Genomic DNA, 16,834 nt, shown 5'->3' on the forward strand with positions numbered 1-16,834 from the left:
TTAAAAAGTGTTATAACATAACAATTCAATCAAGAAAATAAATGGAATGTAAGAAACCATAGCGCGATAGGTGTGAAAGTATGGCGAGCGTGCAAAGCCCGCCACCTTAGTTAACACAGATCTTTACCTCACATTACTCTTCACGAAGTGCTTCGAAGCGTTCTAAGCCGCGCAGCATTTCAAAGTCAGGTTCATCAGCCAATAGCTCTCTCATTGAGCCACTTGCTTCAACCGAGCGCTCTAAGTCATCGATCGCTTGACCTTCAGCACCTAACCTTGCGTAAGCACAAGCACGTTGATACAAGGCGTGAGCGTTTTGATCGTCCACTTCCAACACGCGATTACATAAGCTCATCGCCCAGTGGTATTCCTGCATGTCCATTGCGGCATCGGCTTTGTAAGTTAGTGCTTCCAAATCACCCGGGCGAACTTTTAAGATCTCATCGTAGATTTCAATTTTTTGCTCGGCAGTTTGAGCATTCTGAGCCCTCAACCATAAATTATGAATTTCATTGATGATTTCGATTTCTCGGTTGTTCTCAGAGATGATTCGAGTCTTACGCTTAAGATCCCTTTCAAGAAGGTTAAACTTCTTCTCATAATCTTGGGCAATGTCGTTGAGTCGTCGGTCAGCCATCTCTTTGGTGGTGTGTTTCAATTCTTTGAGTGATTGCCAACCCACCAATGCAATAAGAGAAGCTACACCAGCAATAATGTAGAAGAAATACGTCACGGTCACATTGGCATAGTTCAACGATTTATCCGCTACTGCCAATTCACGATCTGTCATCTGAATGGTGAGACGCCTTTCAAGATCCTGCTGTTCCATTCGTAGTTGCTTCAACTCATCCAAGATATAGCGTTCCATCAGCGGTCTATCCAAATATTCCTGTTCAGAGTATTTATCCTCTTCGCTTGCAAAACTCATCGAGCTGAACACCGAGATAACTACAATCAATAAGATTCGAAGCATTATACATTCCTTATATATTTCATCTTTAAGCTAACTGTATCTTGTAATAGGTATACAAGCCAGGAAGTCGACAAACTTGGCTTGTCCGCATTGGAATTAACACTCTAAAACATCATTGATAATTATAAAACACCTGAAGCAACATCATTAATTTCTAAATTATAAAAATACCGCGTAATACTGTTCTATATAATTAATTCGCGATGCGAATATACAAAGAGTTGATTTATTGCATCGAGATGAATTTTATATTAATAACGATCAGAACGAGGTTAATTTGAATAATCCACGATACGATTTAGTAAGCCGTGTACTGCACTGGGTAATGGCTTCTGTAATCATCTATGCAACAATTGCAGGGTATGTGATGCACTATGTTACCAGTCATCCAGAGCTGTTTTCTTTTCTGTCGGTACTCAATATGTCATTGGCGACAGTGGCAACACCATTGTTCGTGGTTCGTTATGTCTGGAGTCACTTCCGGTCATCGCCAACCATGCCAACTTCTGTGCCTGAAGGGCAAAAATGTGTAGCGAAGCTTGCACACTCTTTGATGTACCTTACGATGTTTATGGTCTTCAGTACTGGTTACTTAATGCTAAAAGAACCGTACTCTTTATTTTGGCTAGTGAGCGTAAATAATCTAATTACTGACTCTGCAATCAATGGCTTCTTTTTTTATTTACATCGTGCCAGTTGTATTACCCTAGCCTGTTTAATTGTGCTGCATGTCAGCGCTGCACTTAAACACCACTTTGTCTCTAGGAACTATGTTTTGAAGATGATGCTTTAGGTATTAGGGGCGAGCTTTAAGCACTAAAAGTGTTGTCCAAAGTATTCGAGGCGACCATATAACATTAAGAAACTTAATGTTGTTTGCACAAACAAAAAAGCCATAACATGTTCGCTATGGCTTTCTTATTTCAATTCGCTTACTTGGCTTGGGTATCAAGCATCACTTGCCAGTATTCACATTTTGCCAAGAACTCTTTTAAATAAAGTTCTGGGTTAGCAAGCTTCTCGCCGCCTTTAACATCGGCACCAGTCACTCGCCAAAAGCCACGAGTTACCAAGTTTCGATGATAAATAAAATCGTTGAGTTCATTTTTCGTCAAAGGAAGCTGCTCACCAAACGTCTGTTCGTATAGGCTCAACGTAGAGGCTTGTTCACTTGGCTTCTCCCTTAAAAAGGTATCCAGATCCAAACCTAATGACTGTTGCTGCTCTTTTGATAAGGCTTTAGCTAATTTAGAGATCACAGTAAACAGCGCCAGTTCTACTTTTTGTGATGCTAATAACGACGCACCCAAAAGTGCATGTTCATTGGATACGTGTTGCTCTGTTGATGAAACGGTAGCTGTTGTCACTGTGTTAACCTCAAATAGTCATAATGGATGTTACGGAGCAATTCCAGTTACGCGCTTTTGCTAAGCTGGATTCGTTCAGCATCAACAATCATAAAGCCAGTTGCGTCTTCGCTCTTCTCTACTTGTACTAAACCTTTAAAGCCTATTTGCGACAACTTTTTCGCAAGGTGCTCTGGTGCTGTTTCAAAAACAACCGTCATAAAAGGTAAGTGCTCTGCGTCAACAAAGCCATGCTCGTTAAACAGTTCCATTGCTTGAGATAAATGGTCTGAATCGGTTAATTCAATAATTTCTACAACTTCTTCCAACAACATTTTCGATTCCATATTCGCCAGAAAGTGACTGACACAAGCACGCCTGTTTGCTCGCATACACCCCGATGCCCGAAGACACCCCTTTAGTAGTAGAGAGATCATAACATATTAATGATCGTAAATTATGTTTTATTTTCCTCTGACCCAAGAGGTATTGGCAAGCAATAGACATTAGCGCAACATACCACCTATCGAAAAATCAGAACCTAAATTAGAGCCATCAGGCTACTGTAACGTGAGAATCACTCATTTCTACAATCGATTCCTTCAACAACCCAGCATAAACTCCATTGTGAGCCACTAACTGTTGATGACTACCTTGCTCAACAATTTCACCCTTTTCCAACACGAGAATGGTGTCCGAGTGGCGAACGGTGCTCAAGCGGTGTGCAATCGCAATCACGGTTTTTTCCTTAAACAGACGCTGCATCGCTTTTTGGATAAGGTCTTCGGTGATTGAATCTACCGAACTGGTCGCCTCATCAAGCATCATCAATTGCCCCCCCTGTGCAACCGCTCGTGCGAACGAAATAAGCTGCGTTTGCCCCACAGACAAATTGGAGCCATTCTTTTCCAGATGGAAATCATAACCTTTAGGGAGTTGTTCAATAAACCTATCGGCATAAACATAGCGCGCCGCCTGTTCAACCTCTGTTCTAGATAAATGTGTTTTACCCAGTGCAATATTGAACTGAATTGTTTCTTCAAATAAGTGTACGTCTTGCATCATCATTGAGAACAAATGAGCAGAGTCTTCGCTTGAGATCTGCGACAACTCTATTCCATTCAACAAAATGCTACCTTCATAGTCTTGGTAGGTTTTAGAGATCAAACGCAGAATCGTCGACTTACCCGACCCCGTCGACCCCACAAGCGCGATTTGATGTCCTTTCTCCAATACAAACGAAACATTCTTTAGAACATAGGGAGAGTCATCTTTGTAACGGAAGCTCACTTTCTTAAACTCAAGGCTCACAAACTGTTCAAGCTGTTTCTCTAACTCGTTAGACGGCAAAAGGTTGCGTCCTTCCTCTTCCGTTGGCTCAACAAACAGCTCTTCAATATGATCGAACGCTGCAAATGAGCTCTGAATTGATGCAATTTGAGAAGTAAAATCGCGGATCGGCACGAACACTTTTTCTAAGGTGTTGATGAACGCAATCAGCACCCCCAAAGTAAGCGCCCCTTCTATCACTTGCTCAGAGCCATACCAGATCATAATCGCGATGGTGATCGAGGTAATGCCAGAGATAAACGAGAATAAAATCGCATCGTATTTATTGATCTTCTTCTGCGCTCTTAGAAACTCATCAGTATAGCCTTGGTAGCGTTGTTCTACTTGCTCTTCTGCTCGGTACATCTGAACGGTTTTCATGCCAAATAAGACTTCTTGTAGGAAGCCAATACCGCGAGCGAGCGAAGAACGGGTCACCTTATATAAAGCACGAAGTCGGTTTCTCACATACACCGTCAAGTACATCACTGGCGGCATGATTATCAACACAATCATAGTTAACTGCCAGTCAATAAAGAACATCATCACCAACAGAGCAATGGTATTAATGCTGTCTTTAACTAGCCCTACAACCGATTGAACAAACGTCTCGCCGATGGTTTCCAAGTCACTGGTTAGTCGCGAAAGCGTTACGCCAATCGGTGTGTTATCAAAATAGCTACGTGGCAGTTTAAGCACGCGATCGAACAGCACTGAGCGCATGTCAGTTATCGTGTATTGTCCGGTTTTACGCAGGTTGTACGAATAGGTGGTATCCACAACATAGCTCGCTACCAGCACGGCAACGAGATAGAAGACGTATTCGAGCAAACCATCCATATCACCGTGGCTCAGGTGAACATCGATCACTTGAATGATCAGCCAAGGGAACAACAAACTCGTGATGACAGAAAGAGGAAGCATAGCGATGCCCAGAATCGCAGAGCCTTTGTATTTCTTAGCAAACTTAAAAAAGTGCTTGAGGTACTTGAGATCAACACCTTTTAACATGCTGCTGCCTCCGTTTCATTCTGCTGTAGTTGCCATGTATCGTAATAGTAATCGCACGTTTTCAATAACGTGGCGTGGTCGCCCTTCGCGATCACTTTACCTTCATTCAACACGATGATTTCATCCATATATTCAAGGGCATTAACGCGGTGTGAAACCACAAGAACCGACTGATTTTCCAATCGTTTAAACAAGCCTTCTAAGATCTTTCTTTCGGTTTCATAATCGACCGCAGACAGAACATTATCCATGATGATCAAATCGGTGGGTTGTAGTAAAGCCCGAGCAATACTCAGGCGCTGCTTCTGACCACCTGACAACATGATCCCTTTCTCACCAACTAAGGTTTGATCGCCATGCTCAAAACGCGTCACGTCACTGGCCAACTGGCTGAGCTCTAGCACTTCATCAACCTGACTCTTTGCCAAATCAGTATCTAAGCTACCAAAACGGATATTGTCTTCGACGGTTGCTGAAAACAGGTAAGGGTCTTGAGTCACGGTTTTAATATAACGGCGCAAATCACTGCGTGAGAAGCTAGTGATGTCCTTTTCCCCAAGGAAAATCGCCGCTTCTGGAACGTCCAAATGATGGTTCAAGCAGTTCACTAATGTCGTTTTACCCGCCCCTATTCCACCAAGTACACCGATTTTCTTGCCTACTGGAATATCAAAGCTGATGTCATCGAGAATCAGACGCTCTTCACCTGAATAACTAAAGCTGAGATTGCGAACGGAAAACGTTTTTCCTTTTAGCGATTCAACATCTAACTCAGTGAGCCTACCTTCATCCAACTCTGGGACTTTGGCGTTAAGAATGGTTTGTGCACTTTGAATGCCTACCATGCCACGCTGATAAATGGTCGCGATTCTGCCAAGCTGCATCAATGGCATAGCGAGCAAAACCGAGTAAGTTAAGAAAGCGGTTATCTCACCAAGTGTGAGTTCCTGTCTCATCAACATGAAACCACCCAGACCAAGAATGATGATTTTCATCAGATCATTGGCGTAATCGAGCACCGGCATGAAGAAGACTTGAATACGAGTGATCTTAAGACGACATTCAAGCAACAGTTGATTGAGCTTTTCAGTTTCCGCCTTCACCCAAGGTGACATCTGTTGGCTCTTGATCAGATCAATCCCTGATAGGTAACTCATCAACTGAGCAGATAGATTTTGCAGTCGCTTCATGTGCTCTAAATGCAGCGTTTTCATACGCTTGAAGCCCACACGGAAAATCACAAAAGCGATTGAGATAGGAATAATCGAATTAAGCGTTAATTCTGGTGAAATACGCCACATGTACAGAGGCGTCAGCGACAGAGCTAGCAACGCATTAAAGAACTGCAGGAAGCCGACACCAAACATTAAACGAATACCGCTCAGGTCATTGTTGATGATTGAGATCAAGCGACCAGAAGCAAAGTGTTCGTGAAAGCTACTTGGTAAGCGGTTCAGCTTTTGTAAAAGGGTACTTTTAAGTGCAGCCTCTGTAATTCGCCCCGGATTAAGCGCATAAATACGAGACAAAATTCTCACCACAACCATGGCAACCGACATACCGACCACAATCCAAACATAGGTTTGAAGCTGTTGGTGGCCAGTTGAAGAGGCATCATCAATCAAATCTATCGCCAATTGAATATAACGAGGGATCTCTACTTGTAACCAGTTAACGAGAAAAATGAACACAATCGCTAACAAGTAAGAGGTGCGATTCATGCGCAAGTAATGGGCAATAAACTGTCTTTTAGTCATAGTATTCTTTGTTTGGGGCAGGCTCACAGCGAGATTTAGCGATATGACCGGGCAGTTAAACTAAATAGGGCCATCGCTGAGTAAAGATACATCAAAAACACCTAGTTGACAATATCAACCATATTCAGTAATTGGTTACCTTTATTACATTTTAGCATTGCTAGAAACAACTTTGCCGCCAAAAATGGCGGCAAATAAATAGCTTAACAGGCTTGTATTGATAAAAGCTAAAGCATCTCTTTGGCAATCAAATGCAGCAAAAAGGTTTCACGTTCAATACTCATCCCCTTCTTAGGGCTCTCGGCCATCGTCTTTTCGTTGTGTGCGATCGCTTCATGGATATTCATCCACACTGGCTTCATCCCATTTTTCACTTCGTAGTCTTCGTAAGCTGTTTCACCAAGCTCGCGATCAATCTTGCATGAGTAACAGTAAGAGATCATGTGCATCAGATCCGCATCGTCTTTATACCAAGGACGAAACTCTTCAAAAATACCGAACGGCTTGATGCTATGGATATTCTTCGCGCCTGTCTCTTCTTCGAGTTCACGGACCATACCAGCAATCACATCTTCCCCTTCATCCAAACCACCACCAGGAATGGTGTAGTCGTGATAACGCTCTGTATAGAGCATCAGAATGTCTTCACCATCTAACACAATGGCACGGGCAGCGTTGCGCTTATAGACCGTTTTATTATCTAGATGGTCGATATCAGGGTGGATGGTTGTTTTTAGGTGTCTCATGATTGTGACTGCTCTACTGAATTTGGCGGCATCATATCATAATCATCAATAGATTCGAGGTTCACAATCGTCAACAAGAACTTATCGGACGGAGATATTCCAACGCTAACTTAAATCCACTTAGCTTGATCCAACACTCAAAAAGTAGTTAAAGATGGAGAAATATCAACCTATTTCAATATCTTGACCAAATTAGGACAACCTTTTCTGAAATCTAAAATATACTCATTTTATAGAGCTTCTCATTGGGTTCTGTAGAACTTAACGCATTCGATTATAGAGTTATCACGTAGGAGATAAACATGAAAAAAATTGGTTTGATGGCTGTATGTGCCGTTGTATTGGGCGGTTGTGCAAACGACTATGCAGAATATAGCGAAGGCCAACGTGTTTCAGTCGCTAACCCAGCAGCGGTTTATTGTGTTCAACAGGACGGTGAATTAGACACGGTGACTGAAAACAATCAACGCACAACTTACTGCGTATTCGATGACGGTCAACGTGTTGAGCAGTGGGAGTATTACAGAAATAATCACGAGCAAGAACCAGAAGCTAAAAGTGAATAACGCTCCCTCTGACATCACCTAACCCCTCCCCCTTTTTATTTCAATCAATTACGTAAACTGGCTGCCAATTGGCAGCGGTTTACCGTACACACACCAATTGAACAGTGTTTTATTCCTGACATAGCTCTGACATTAGCCTAACCTAGGCCGATAGAATGCCCGCCTGTTACAAAATTTTACACATAGAATTATTATGAAAAGCCAATCAAAAACGAAAGAACAAACTCAAATGTCATTTGAACTGCCAGAGTTCACCCTTTCCCAGTCGACATCTCAAGTGATCTTCAAACGCTGCCAAACCGCTCTCGTTGTTTTAGCGATTGGTATTGTCGCAAACCTTGCGCTTCGAATTGATTTCGTATTGTTGAATGGCAATGTTGGTGAGATCTCGGTGACCGAGATGCTGCAACAGTTACTGCTTATTATCGCGTCTGGGTCTTTTGCTTATCTAGCAAGAGAGACGCGTGAAGTTAAGCACGCAGCTATGCTCATCAGTGCATTCTTCAGTGTGATGTTTATTCGTGAAATGGATTTTTGGTTCGACAAGATTGTACATGGCGCTTGGGTTGTCCCTGCCCTATTGGTTGCTGGTAGCGCAATTTTCTATGCGATTAAAAATGGTAAACGAACCATTGATCAGCTTGCACTTATTCTTGCATCCCCACACATGAATTTGCTAGTGACTGGCGTGATGCTACTGTTGGTATTCTCCCGCCTATTTGGCATGGGTAGCTTCTGGCACAATGTTATGGGCGATGATTACGTTCGAGCGGTTAAAAACATCGCAGAAGAAGGCACAGAGCTTCTAGCTTACTGTCTGATTGCGTTTGCGAGTTTAAAAACCGTTATTGGCATCACGAGAAAGAAATAATCACCTATCGCCACCAGCGATGCGTGCGATCCGATTCCGGATCTAAATAACGATTCAATAAAGTCAGGTTAGTATCTAGTAGAGCTAGGTATCCCCTGACTTTTTTTATGTCTGTACCCACTGACGTCTGCTGGATACAGCTCTCCAATACTGGGATTAAACTGTCTACAATTTCAAAGTGAGATGAACGTCCGACGAGCTCCTTGGCAGTTATCAGTGCTTCCAAAGACAGCCTTTCGGGCTCTCGTCTAACCAACTCCAAATCTCGCTTAAATACGCCCGCACAGACACCTTCAAGATAGACTCGATAGGTCGTCAGTACATCCATCAACAGAAACAATTGCCCTTGAGCACTTTGATGTGGGTATGGCACCGCAACATGAGCCTCCAACCTGCGATCTACTTGCAGCTCCACCCCAAGTGCGGAACACTTCTCGATGAGAACTTTAAGCAAACCTTGCTCGTCCATGAGCGATTGAATCTCGAATATACGTTGTAAGTGGTAGTCATTAGAAACGAATGTCACCTGCACACTCTGCCCGCGAGTAAACAGCCCGCTTGCAACCATCTCTGAGGCCAAGTTCTGAATGTTCTCGACAGTGTTGGTCGAATGCTGCTCAAGCAAAATCGCCCCTAACGGGAACGGATGTGCACGCTGATTTTCAAGCTTTCTAAAATACTGGTGCATCGCATCGGCTTCTGAGAGGGTTTGCCCTTTTGTGATCCCACCACAGAATGCAACGGCAGTTTGCTGATTCGACTCTTCGACCAAATGCTCCACCAGATACTTAACTAAAGCATCAACTCGACTGATTCCTTCATCAGTCAATTTATTCTCATTAAGTCGCTTACCCAGCACAATAAGGAGGTGATTAATGCTCATTTTATGTTCAAGTCTCGTTTTGGGGATTAGATGAAGTGAATTATGTATACAATACTTGTTAACAAAAGTATTTTGAAATTCTTATATGTTGCTCGCAATAACGCTCACTATTGATAGCAACACTTTAGGTCATACAAGAATAGACGTGTCGCTTTAAAGCAAACATAGCACGCTCTTGTATTTCATCGCTCTATGCTTGTTAGCATGAGTCGATAAAAGAGCCGTTTCAATCAATGATTAGGCTCAATCACGAATAGGTTCACTCAAAGAAGTGGAACTAACTAAATATAAATTTTACACAGAGTTCGTTCATCGAACCGTCTTCACAGGAAGTTACTATGCTGTCTATTTTTGATATCTACAAAATTGGAGTTGGGCCGTCCAGCTCCCACACAAATGGACCAATGATCGCTGGGTTTAATTTTACCAAAAAAATTGATGCTCAACTTAAGCAAGTGAAGCGTATTCAAATCGACTTATACGGCTCGTTATCATTGACGGGTATTGGTCACCACACAGACAGAGCGACCTTATTAGGTTTGCTAGGTAACCGCCCTGACACCATTAAAATTACCAGTGCTAACCAAGCAATGCGTAAAGCGATTGAAGACAAATCTCTATTGGTTAGCGGTAACCATGAAATTCATTTCGATGTAGAAAGCGACCTACTCTTCCACAAAACCAACCTTCCATTGCATGAAAATGGCATGACTATCTCTGCCTTTGACGCAAGCGGCAGCCTTCTGGATATGGAAACGTACTACTCAATTGGTGGTGGCTTTATCGCAACCGCTGATGAGCTACAAAACGGCAAGCAAGAAGCAGAAACACAAGTTGAGTTCCCTTTCTCTTCAGCTGATCAGTTACTTGAACTATCAGAGCAACAAGGACTTAGCCTTGGTGGCTTAATCCTGCGCAATGAAGTTTCATTCCAAGATATGGATATGATTGACCAGAAAGCCGACCAAATTTGGAAGGTGATGTCTCTGTGTATGCAGCGTGGCTTTGACACCGAAGGCATTCTTGATGGCGGCCTAGAAGTAACGCGTCGAGCACCTGCTCTTTTGAAAAAGCTGGAAGCGAATGCCTCGATTGAAAACGATCCAATGGAGATCATGGATTGGATTAACCTGTTTGCCTTTGCCGTGAGTGAAGAAAATGCAGCAGGTGGTCAGGTCGTGACATCACCAACCAATGGTGCTGCTGGCGTTATTCCTGCAGTATTAATGTACTACCATCGTTTCATCAAAGAGCTAGACACTAAGCAGCTTAAAGACTTCTTGGCAGTCTCTGGTGCTATCGGCATCTTATACAAAACCAATGCTTCGATTTCTGGCGCAGAGGTCGGTTGTCAGGGTGAAGTCGGCGTATCTTCATCAATGGCCGCTGCAGGCCTAACTGCCCTGCGTGGCGGTAGCAACGAACAAATTTGTATTGCAGCTGAGATCGCGATGGAACACTCACTGGGCATGACATGTGACCCTATCGGTGGTCTTGTACAAGTACCATGCATCGAACGTAACGCAATGGGTGCAATGAAAGCGATCAATGCATCACGCATGGCACTGAAACGTACCAGCAAGTGTCTTATCTCGTTAGACAAAGTTATCGAAACCATGTATCAAACAGGTAAAGACATGAACAAGAAGTACCGTGAAACTTCTCTAGGAGGCCTAGCCGTGATCCACATGGCACCACCGTGTGAATAACAGACAAGAACACGATTGGAGAAAGCCTCTATAGAGACGGCATTCTTGTAAACTTAGGTTTCAATATCTCAACAAAGCCAGCCACTAAGCTGGCTTTTTTATTGGCTAAAGCCCAGCAGCCAATTGAAAGTAATACTCACTCAAAACAATTTACCAGATAGATGCCTCTAACTTTCCCTTTATTAGTTCATTACTTAGCCGCAAATGATGGCGACTAAATTTCAAACCGCTATGCATCCACTAGCAAAATCTAACGTTGCAAATTTCATTCATGAGAAATATGAATGCACTCATAAGAAAAGATATATCGAGTAAAGTTCGGTTTGGGATAGATGTTTCAGTTTATGTATTACTACCAATGATATTATAATTGGGTAATTACACTACATATTAATACAAATGTGAGAATAAAATAATGTGGAATAGATTAAACAAATCAATGATGTTCTGCCAAATGATGTTCGGACTTTCGTTCTATGGCGTCATGGTGATCTTGACTCGTTTCTTCCTTGAAGATCTGAACTACAATGAAGCCGACACCATGATGGTTGTTGGTGCTTTCTCTGCAATCGGACCGCTATTTGCTATCGCAGGTGGCTTTATCGCCGACAAATTCTTAGGTGCTTATCGTTCTTTAACCATCGCTTTTCTGGGATTCGCGAGTGGTTACGTTTTACTAGTACTAGGCGCTGCAGCAACCAATGTGCCTATGGCATTGTGTGGTATTGCGTTAGCAAGTTATGCACGTGGTTTGATGTCCCCTTCTTACCCAAGTCTTTACAAACGCACGTTCAAAACTCAAGAAGACTTTGAGAACTGCTACCCAATCAACTACTCAGTAAACAATATTGGTGCTCTGCTAGGTCAATACTTATTCCCAATGCTAGTGCTTGTTGTTGGTTTCCACGGTGGTTTCCTTCTTTCTGCTGTTCTAGCGGGTGCGGCGCTTCTGATGATGATCTTTGTTCGCAAAGGCCTTGTTGAAGCAAGTGCAGAAATCGATCAACAACCAGTAAGTACGAAAAACTGGGCAGCCTTCCTTGGTCTTTCTGCCGCTATGATTGGCTTGGTATTCTTCATGTTCTCTAACATGGATATTGGCCAAAACATCGTATACGCAATTGGCGGTGCAGCGATCATCTATTTTGTTTCTTTGATGATGAAATCGAAGAAATCAGACATGCTTAAAATGGGCACAATCTTAATCATCACATTCCTGACGACATGTTTCTTCGTGTACTACGGCCAGATGATGACATCGATGACAATGGTAGCGATCAACACAATGCGTGGTGACCTATTCGGCTTCATCCCTGTCGCACCTGAAGCTTCGATGGCAATGAACCCATTATGGTGTATGGTTGCAGGCCCAATCATTGCGGGTATCTTCTCTAACCTAGAAAAGAAAAACATTAACTTCTCTACTGCAACCAAAGTAGGTTTCTCGTTCATCCTTACGGCTATCGCTTTCGGTATCCTTACGATGGCAGTAACGACAGTTGGTGATGATGTTCTGATCCGCCCAGAAGTCTTCCTAGCGATCCACTTCTTCCTAGCGTTTGGTGAAGTGATTGTAGGTTCAATGGTTGTAGCCTTCATCCTGTCTGTTGCACCTAAGCACATCGAGAACTTCTCTGTAAGTTTGTTCTCTGTTGCTATCGCACTATCAGGCATTGTTGGTGCCGTATTCTCAACGTCTATTGCACTAGAGAAAGGTCAAGAAATCACACAAGAAATCGTGCAAACGGTTTACGGTGACTACTTCCAAATGCTGACCGTTTTAGCGGTAGTGATGGTGGGTATCGCAATGGCTGCATCGTTCATTATTCGTAAGATGCTAGAAGCTGCAAAAGCCGCTGACGAAACGATTGAACTAGAGCAAGCAAACAGCTAACTCTGCTCATTGAGTCAAACCTATCCTAGAGCCCTTTAGTTTTCTAAAGGGCTCTTTTTCGTAGGTTCTGCTTCTTAATAGAATCTATCTCATCAGTTAGACTGTACATGTGCAAATAAAAGTAAATGATAATTATTATTATTGAGTGTTTTCTTGTTCAGGATTATGATGTGGAAATCAAAATCTAAGAGAGCCTTATATGAGCAAGCCTAGCCCTATCACATTAACTGTTACTCAAACCTCAACTATCACACCAAACATGCAACGTATAACGCTGAGCGGTGAAGGGTTAAGTAAATACCCAACTGAATGTGCCGGCGGCTACATCAAGCTTTTATTCTCGCCATTGGGCATAACCGATTTAAGCCAGCTGAACGAAGGTGAGCGCCCAACCATGCGCACTTACACCATTCGTCAGTACAACCCTGTAGAACAGTGGATTGAAGTTGATTTTGTTCGCCATATAACTACAGATTTGCAATGTGGTTTTGCGGCTCGATGGGCAATGAACGCAGAAGTGGGTGATACAGTTTCAGTGGCTGGCCCAGGTTTAATTCAAGGTCTTAACCTAGAGTCGGATTGGTTCTTCTTAGTAGCAGATATGACCTCACTCCCTGCGCTTTCCGCAAAAGTAAAAACACTTCCAGAAGACGCAACAGGTCACGCTGTCATTCAGATCAATTCTGCAGCAGATAAGCAAGTACTTGAAACCCCTCAAGGCATCAAAGTAACCTGGCTGATTGAAGATGAAACTTCAGAAACGCTTTCACAAACAGTCCGTAGCATAGAATGGCTCGACGGTCAGGTATCAGTATGGACCGCGTGTGAGTTTGAAAGCATGCGCGAACTGAGACAATACTTCCGTAACGAAAAAGAAGTAGAAAAAGAGAACATCTACATCAGCAGCTACTGGAAACGAGGCGTCACTGAAGATGGCCACAAAGTGTTGAAACAGCAAGATACTCAAGCTTTAGCAGGCTAAGCCTATTGCTACCTACAGCTTCTTACTAGACAAATAGGAGCACCCTTAACGAAGTTAGTATCGCTAAGGGCGTTTTAGTTTGAATCCGATGAAGAGCAAGGCTGAAATATAAAATTAAATACTCTCGCCCACTTCAATCTCGTAACCAAGATCCAGCTTCGCTATCCATTCTTTATTGCCTTGTAGACGCGCTACAACTTGCTCTGCAGCGACTTTACCAATCTGCTCCCTTGGTGTTACCACGGTCGCTAAACGAGGCGTCATCGCCACTGTAATGTCGTGCCCGTGGAAACCTGCAATCGCCATCTGCTCTGGTACTTGAATACCACGACGTACACATTCGTAGAAAGCACCGATTGCTAAATCATCGTTGGTACAGAAAATGCCATTCACTTCAGGGTGCTTATCAAGTAACTCTCCTATCAGTTTTGCACCAAGAGTAAACGAGGACGCGTCTTCAGTTTGCAGTGTCACGGGCGCTTTGTCGGCTTCTTGCATCGCATGTTCATAGCCCGCCATTTTCAAGCGAGTACGCTCATCCATACGAGCGGCTAAATAAGCAATATTGGTGCGCCCTCGTTCGAGCATGGTTTTAGTCATTGCCCTAGCCGCTTCGAAGTTATCAAAGCCGACAGCTTGTTCAATCCTTGGCGATACCGAGTCCATAATCTCAATCACAGGAATCGAAGCGGTCTGTAGCATCTTACGCGCCCTATCGGTATGCACATTCTCAGACAGAATGATCGCATCCACATTGTATGAGAGCAGCGAAGCAATACTCTGTTCTTCCAGTTCTGCGCTATAGCCGTAGTGAGCAATCATGGTTTGATAGCCTGCTGGCGCGGTGACTTGCTCGATACCTCGGATCACTTCAGCAAAAACTTGGTTAGTTAGCGAGGGAACCAACACACCTATTGCATTACTCTTTGCATTGGAAAGAATGTCTGGTGCGCGGTTAGGGATGTAGCCCAGTTCATCGACTGCGGCGTTGATCTTATCTCGTAACGCTTCTGATACTTGAGAAGAGTCTCTCAGACAGCGACTCACGGTCATCTTGGTGACACCAACTAAATTGGCAACATCTTGTAATGTAGGACGTTTTTTCTTATTCGACATAATTAATAATTATTATTTTTGAGTTATGTTACTGGTAACAGTGTATCCAACTGACTTGGAATTTGAAGTCTAATTTACTAAAAGGTTGATATAGCATCACAATTACAAACGCCCTCATAGCGAGGGCGTTATACATTGTTTAAGCGTTAACTTTAACTTCTGTTCTTGGAGACTGACTCCAAGTCACGTGAAACTTCTCAGTCTCATCTTTATCGACTCGCGAATAAGTGTGAGAACCGAAGTAATCCCGTTGTGCCTGCAGTAAATTCGCTGGCAACACTTCACAGCGCAAAGAATCAAAGTAACTTAATGCAGAGCTGATGCCCGGCATCGGCACACCATATAAAGCAGAATTAGCCACGACGATACGCCAAGCCAATTCACGTTCTTCCACTTGTTTGATGAAAGCCTCATCAAACAACAGGTTCGCTAGCTCACTATTTTGCTGGTAAGCCGAAGTGATATTTTGCAAAAAAGCAGCACGGATAATACAACCTGCTCGCCAAATCTTAGCGATTTGGGTGAAATCTAGGTTCCAACCTTCTTTGTCTGACGCTGTTTTCAACAAGTCAAAGCCTTGAGCATAAACAGATAGCTTGGCGCAGTAGAGAGCGTCATGAAGCTCAGAGACAACCTCCGCTTTGTCCAATTGGCTGGCATCCGCAATATTGCCTTTTAGAAGCTGGCGACCTTGAATACGTTGTGATTTTTGACCGCTCATCGCACGTGCATAGACCGCCTGTGCAATGGTTGGCGTTGGACAACCCTCTTGTAGACTATTCACCGCAGTCCACAACCCAGTGCCTTTCTGCCCGGCTTTATCCAACACGACATCAACAAAAGGCTTCCCAGTAACAATGTCGTCTTGCTGAAGAATATCCGCGCTGATTTCCATCAGGTAACTATTTAGAACACCGTTATTCCACTGTTCAAAGACTTGACCAATCTCTTGAGCTGGCATTTCCAGAACATCACGCATGAAATGGTACACTTCGCAGATGAGCTGCATATCGGCGTATTCAATGCCGTTGTGCACCATCTTAACGTAATGACCTGTGCCAGAAGGGCCAACATACGCAGCGCACGCCTCACCCGCTTCAAATTGAGCAACAGGTAAACCGTTCGCATCCACTTTTGCAGCAATCGCTTCCCACATTGGCTTCACATATTGCCAAGCAGACTGGTCACCACTCGCCATCAGCGCAGGGCCAACACGCGCTCCCTCTTCACCACCAGACACTGCGGTACTGAAGAAACGAAGTTTACCTTTGTAATCCTGTTCACGCGCCTCGGTATCAGTCCATAAACTGTTACCCGTATCGATAACAATATCGTCGCTCTCCAAACCTGCATCAAGTAGATTATTCACGATGATATCGACAGGTTTTCCTGCAGGAACCGATAACGCTATAACACGTGGTTTTGCTAAGCTCTGTAATACATGTTCAAGGCTAGTGCCTTTAGTGAACTGACCTTTGCCGTCAAAGGATTCATTAAGCTGCTTCGCTTCTGAATTTGCACGTTCAATGTTGTCAGCGTTTAAATCAAAACCCGAAACATTGAACCCATTGTCGAGTAGGTTAAGCGCTAAGCTTTTGCCCATTACACCTAAACCAATCATCGCGATGTCATTTTTTATCTGAGTCATGGT

At 43.4% G+C, this 16,834-nt stretch carries 15 protein-coding genes; 6 read left to right on the top strand and 9 right to left on the bottom strand.

What is annotated here, in order from left to right:
- Positions 1-133 precede the first annotated feature (133 nt).
- Positions 134-973 carry an alkyl sulfatase dimerization domain-containing protein gene (locus QQ041_RS07420; protein WP_285953460.1) on the bottom strand — a complete coding sequence of 280 codons (840 nt, stop codon included), beginning with the start codon at positions 971-973 and terminating at the stop codon, positions 134-136.
- Positions 974-1,250: 277 nt separating this feature from the next.
- On the opposite strand from QQ041_RS07420, the gene QQ041_RS07425 reads away from it, so the two are divergent.
- The gene (locus tag QQ041_RS07425; RefSeq protein ID WP_285953461.1) at positions 1,251-1,766 is read left to right on the top strand and encodes a cytochrome b/b6 domain-containing protein; all 516 of its coding nucleotides are present in this window, start codon (positions 1,251-1,253) and stop codon (positions 1,764-1,766) included.
- 139 nt (positions 1,767-1,905) lie between these two features.
- Here the strand turns inward: QQ041_RS07425 and QQ041_RS07430 are convergent, their stop codons facing one another.
- The 5 genes from QQ041_RS07430 to QQ041_RS07450 all read right to left on the bottom strand — a co-directional run bounded on the left by QQ041_RS07430 (position 1,906) and on the right by QQ041_RS07450 (position 7,162).
- Positions 1,906-2,340, bottom strand: coding sequence for a hypothetical protein (locus QQ041_RS07430; protein ID WP_061017460.1), 435 nt, complete (start codon positions 2,338-2,340; stop codon positions 1,906-1,908).
- A gap of 47 nt (positions 2,341-2,387) precedes the next feature.
- The gene (locus QQ041_RS07435; RefSeq protein WP_061017461.1) at positions 2,388-2,654 is read right to left on the bottom strand and encodes a hypothetical protein; all 267 of its coding nucleotides are present in this window, start codon (positions 2,652-2,654) and stop codon (positions 2,388-2,390) included.
- A 220-nt stretch (positions 2,655-2,874) separates the two neighbouring features.
- Positions 2,875-4,659, bottom strand: coding sequence for an ABC transporter ATP-binding protein (locus QQ041_RS07440; RefSeq protein WP_285953462.1), 1,785 nt, complete (start codon positions 4,657-4,659; stop codon positions 2,875-2,877).
- On the bottom strand, positions 4,653-6,416 hold the full coding sequence (locus QQ041_RS07445) for an ABC transporter ATP-binding protein (RefSeq protein WP_285953463.1): 1,764 nt from the start codon (positions 6,414-6,416) through the stop codon (positions 4,653-4,655). The genes QQ041_RS07440 and QQ041_RS07445 overlap by 7 nt, the downstream gene beginning before the upstream one ends.
- Positions 6,417-6,643: 227 nt before the next feature.
- Positions 6,644-7,162 (bottom strand): NUDIX hydrolase, encoded by a 519-nt coding sequence (locus tag QQ041_RS07450; protein WP_060981568.1) that lies wholly within the window; start codon positions 7,160-7,162, stop codon positions 6,644-6,646.
- A gap of 302 nt (positions 7,163-7,464) precedes the next feature.
- On the opposite strand from QQ041_RS07450, the gene QQ041_RS07455 reads away from it, so the two are divergent.
- Positions 7,465-7,728, top strand: a complete 264-nt coding sequence (locus QQ041_RS07455; RefSeq protein ID WP_285953464.1) for a DUF333 domain-containing protein — start codon at positions 7,465-7,467, stop codon at positions 7,726-7,728.
- A 193-nt stretch (positions 7,729-7,921) separates the two neighbouring features.
- Positions 7,922-8,599: a hypothetical protein gene (locus QQ041_RS07460; RefSeq protein WP_285953465.1), complete on the top strand. Its 678-nt coding sequence runs from the start codon at positions 7,922-7,924 to the stop codon at positions 8,597-8,599.
- A 4-nt stretch (positions 8,600-8,603) separates the two neighbouring features.
- On the opposite strand, the gene QQ041_RS07465 is transcribed toward QQ041_RS07460, so the two are convergent.
- Positions 8,604-9,482 (bottom strand): YdcF family protein, encoded by an 879-nt coding sequence (locus QQ041_RS07465; protein WP_285953466.1) that lies wholly within the window; start codon positions 9,480-9,482, stop codon positions 8,604-8,606.
- A gap of 338 nt (positions 9,483-9,820) precedes the next feature.
- On the opposite strand from QQ041_RS07465, the gene QQ041_RS07470 reads away from it, so the two are divergent.
- The 3 genes from QQ041_RS07470 to QQ041_RS07480 all read left to right on the top strand — a co-directional run bounded on the left by QQ041_RS07470 (position 9,821) and on the right by QQ041_RS07480 (position 14,067).
- On the top strand, positions 9,821-11,191 hold the full coding sequence (locus QQ041_RS07470; RefSeq protein WP_285953467.1) for an L-serine ammonia-lyase: 1,371 nt from the start codon (positions 9,821-9,823) through the stop codon (positions 11,189-11,191).
- Positions 11,192-11,606: 415 nt separating this feature from the next.
- Positions 11,607-13,085 (top strand): peptide MFS transporter, encoded by a 1,479-nt coding sequence (locus QQ041_RS07475; protein WP_048669525.1) that lies wholly within the window; start codon positions 11,607-11,609, stop codon positions 13,083-13,085.
- Between the two features lie 199 nt (positions 13,086-13,284).
- Positions 13,285-14,067 (top strand): siderophore-interacting protein, encoded by a 783-nt coding sequence (locus QQ041_RS07480; protein WP_285953468.1) that lies wholly within the window; start codon positions 13,285-13,287, stop codon positions 14,065-14,067.
- A gap of 114 nt (positions 14,068-14,181) precedes the next feature.
- Here the strand turns inward: QQ041_RS07480 and gntR are convergent, their stop codons facing one another.
- Both gntR and gndA read right to left on the bottom strand, forming a co-directional pair.
- On the bottom strand, positions 14,182-15,183 hold the full coding sequence (gntR, locus tag QQ041_RS07485) for a gluconate operon transcriptional repressor GntR (protein ID WP_285953469.1): 1,002 nt from the start codon (positions 15,181-15,183) through the stop codon (positions 14,182-14,184).
- Positions 15,184-15,322: 139 nt separating this feature from the next.
- The gene (gene gndA / locus QQ041_RS07490) at positions 15,323-16,831 is read right to left on the bottom strand and encodes an NADP-dependent phosphogluconate dehydrogenase (protein ID WP_285953470.1); all 1,509 of its coding nucleotides are present in this window, start codon (positions 16,829-16,831) and stop codon (positions 15,323-15,325) included.
- Between the last annotated feature and the right edge of the window lie 3 nt (positions 16,832-16,834).

The sequence above is a fragment of the Vibrio sp. TMPB1044 genome, assembly GCF_030442075.1.
Classification (GTDB): domain Bacteria; phylum Pseudomonadota; class Gammaproteobacteria; order Enterobacterales; family Vibrionaceae; genus Vibrio; species Vibrio satsumensis.

Excerpts from the sequence above, each read along its gene's own strand:
- QQ041_RS07420 (WP_285953460.1), bottom strand. The coding sequence starts at position 973 with ATGCTTCGAATCTTATTGATTGTAGTTATCTCGGTGTTCAGCTCGATG.
- QQ041_RS07435 (WP_061017461.1), bottom strand. The coding sequence starts at position 2,654 with ATGTTGTTGGAAGAAGTTGTAGAAATTATTGAATTAACCGATTCAGAC.
- QQ041_RS07440 (WP_285953462.1), bottom strand. The coding sequence starts at position 4,659 with ATGTTAAAAGGTGTTGATCTCAAGTACCTCAAGCACTTTTTTAAGTTT.
- QQ041_RS07445 (WP_285953463.1), bottom strand. The coding sequence starts at position 6,416 with ATGACTAAAAGACAGTTTATTGCCCATTACTTGCGCATGAATCGCACC.
- QQ041_RS07450 (WP_060981568.1), bottom strand. The coding sequence starts at position 7,162 with ATGAGACACCTAAAAACAACCATCCACCCTGATATCGACCATCTAGAT.
- QQ041_RS07455 (WP_285953464.1), top strand. The coding sequence starts at position 7,465 with ATGAAAAAAATTGGTTTGATGGCTGTATGTGCCGTTGTATTGGGCGGT.
- QQ041_RS07460 (WP_285953465.1), top strand. The coding sequence starts at position 7,922 with ATGAAAAGCCAATCAAAAACGAAAGAACAAACTCAAATGTCATTTGAA.
- QQ041_RS07465 (WP_285953466.1), bottom strand. The coding sequence starts at position 9,482 with ATGAGCATTAATCACCTCCTTATTGTGCTGGGTAAGCGACTTAATGAG.
- QQ041_RS07470 (WP_285953467.1), top strand. The coding sequence starts at position 9,821 with ATGCTGTCTATTTTTGATATCTACAAAATTGGAGTTGGGCCGTCCAGC.
- QQ041_RS07475 (WP_048669525.1), top strand. The coding sequence starts at position 11,607 with ATGTGGAATAGATTAAACAAATCAATGATGTTCTGCCAAATGATGTTC.
- QQ041_RS07480 (WP_285953468.1), top strand. The coding sequence starts at position 13,285 with ATGAGCAAGCCTAGCCCTATCACATTAACTGTTACTCAAACCTCAACT.
- gntR (WP_285953469.1), bottom strand. The coding sequence starts at position 15,183 with ATGTCGAATAAGAAAAAACGTCCTACATTACAAGATGTTGCCAATTTA.
- gndA (WP_285953470.1), bottom strand. The coding sequence starts at position 16,831 with ATGACTCAGATAAAAAATGACATCGCGATGATTGGTTTAGGTGTAATG.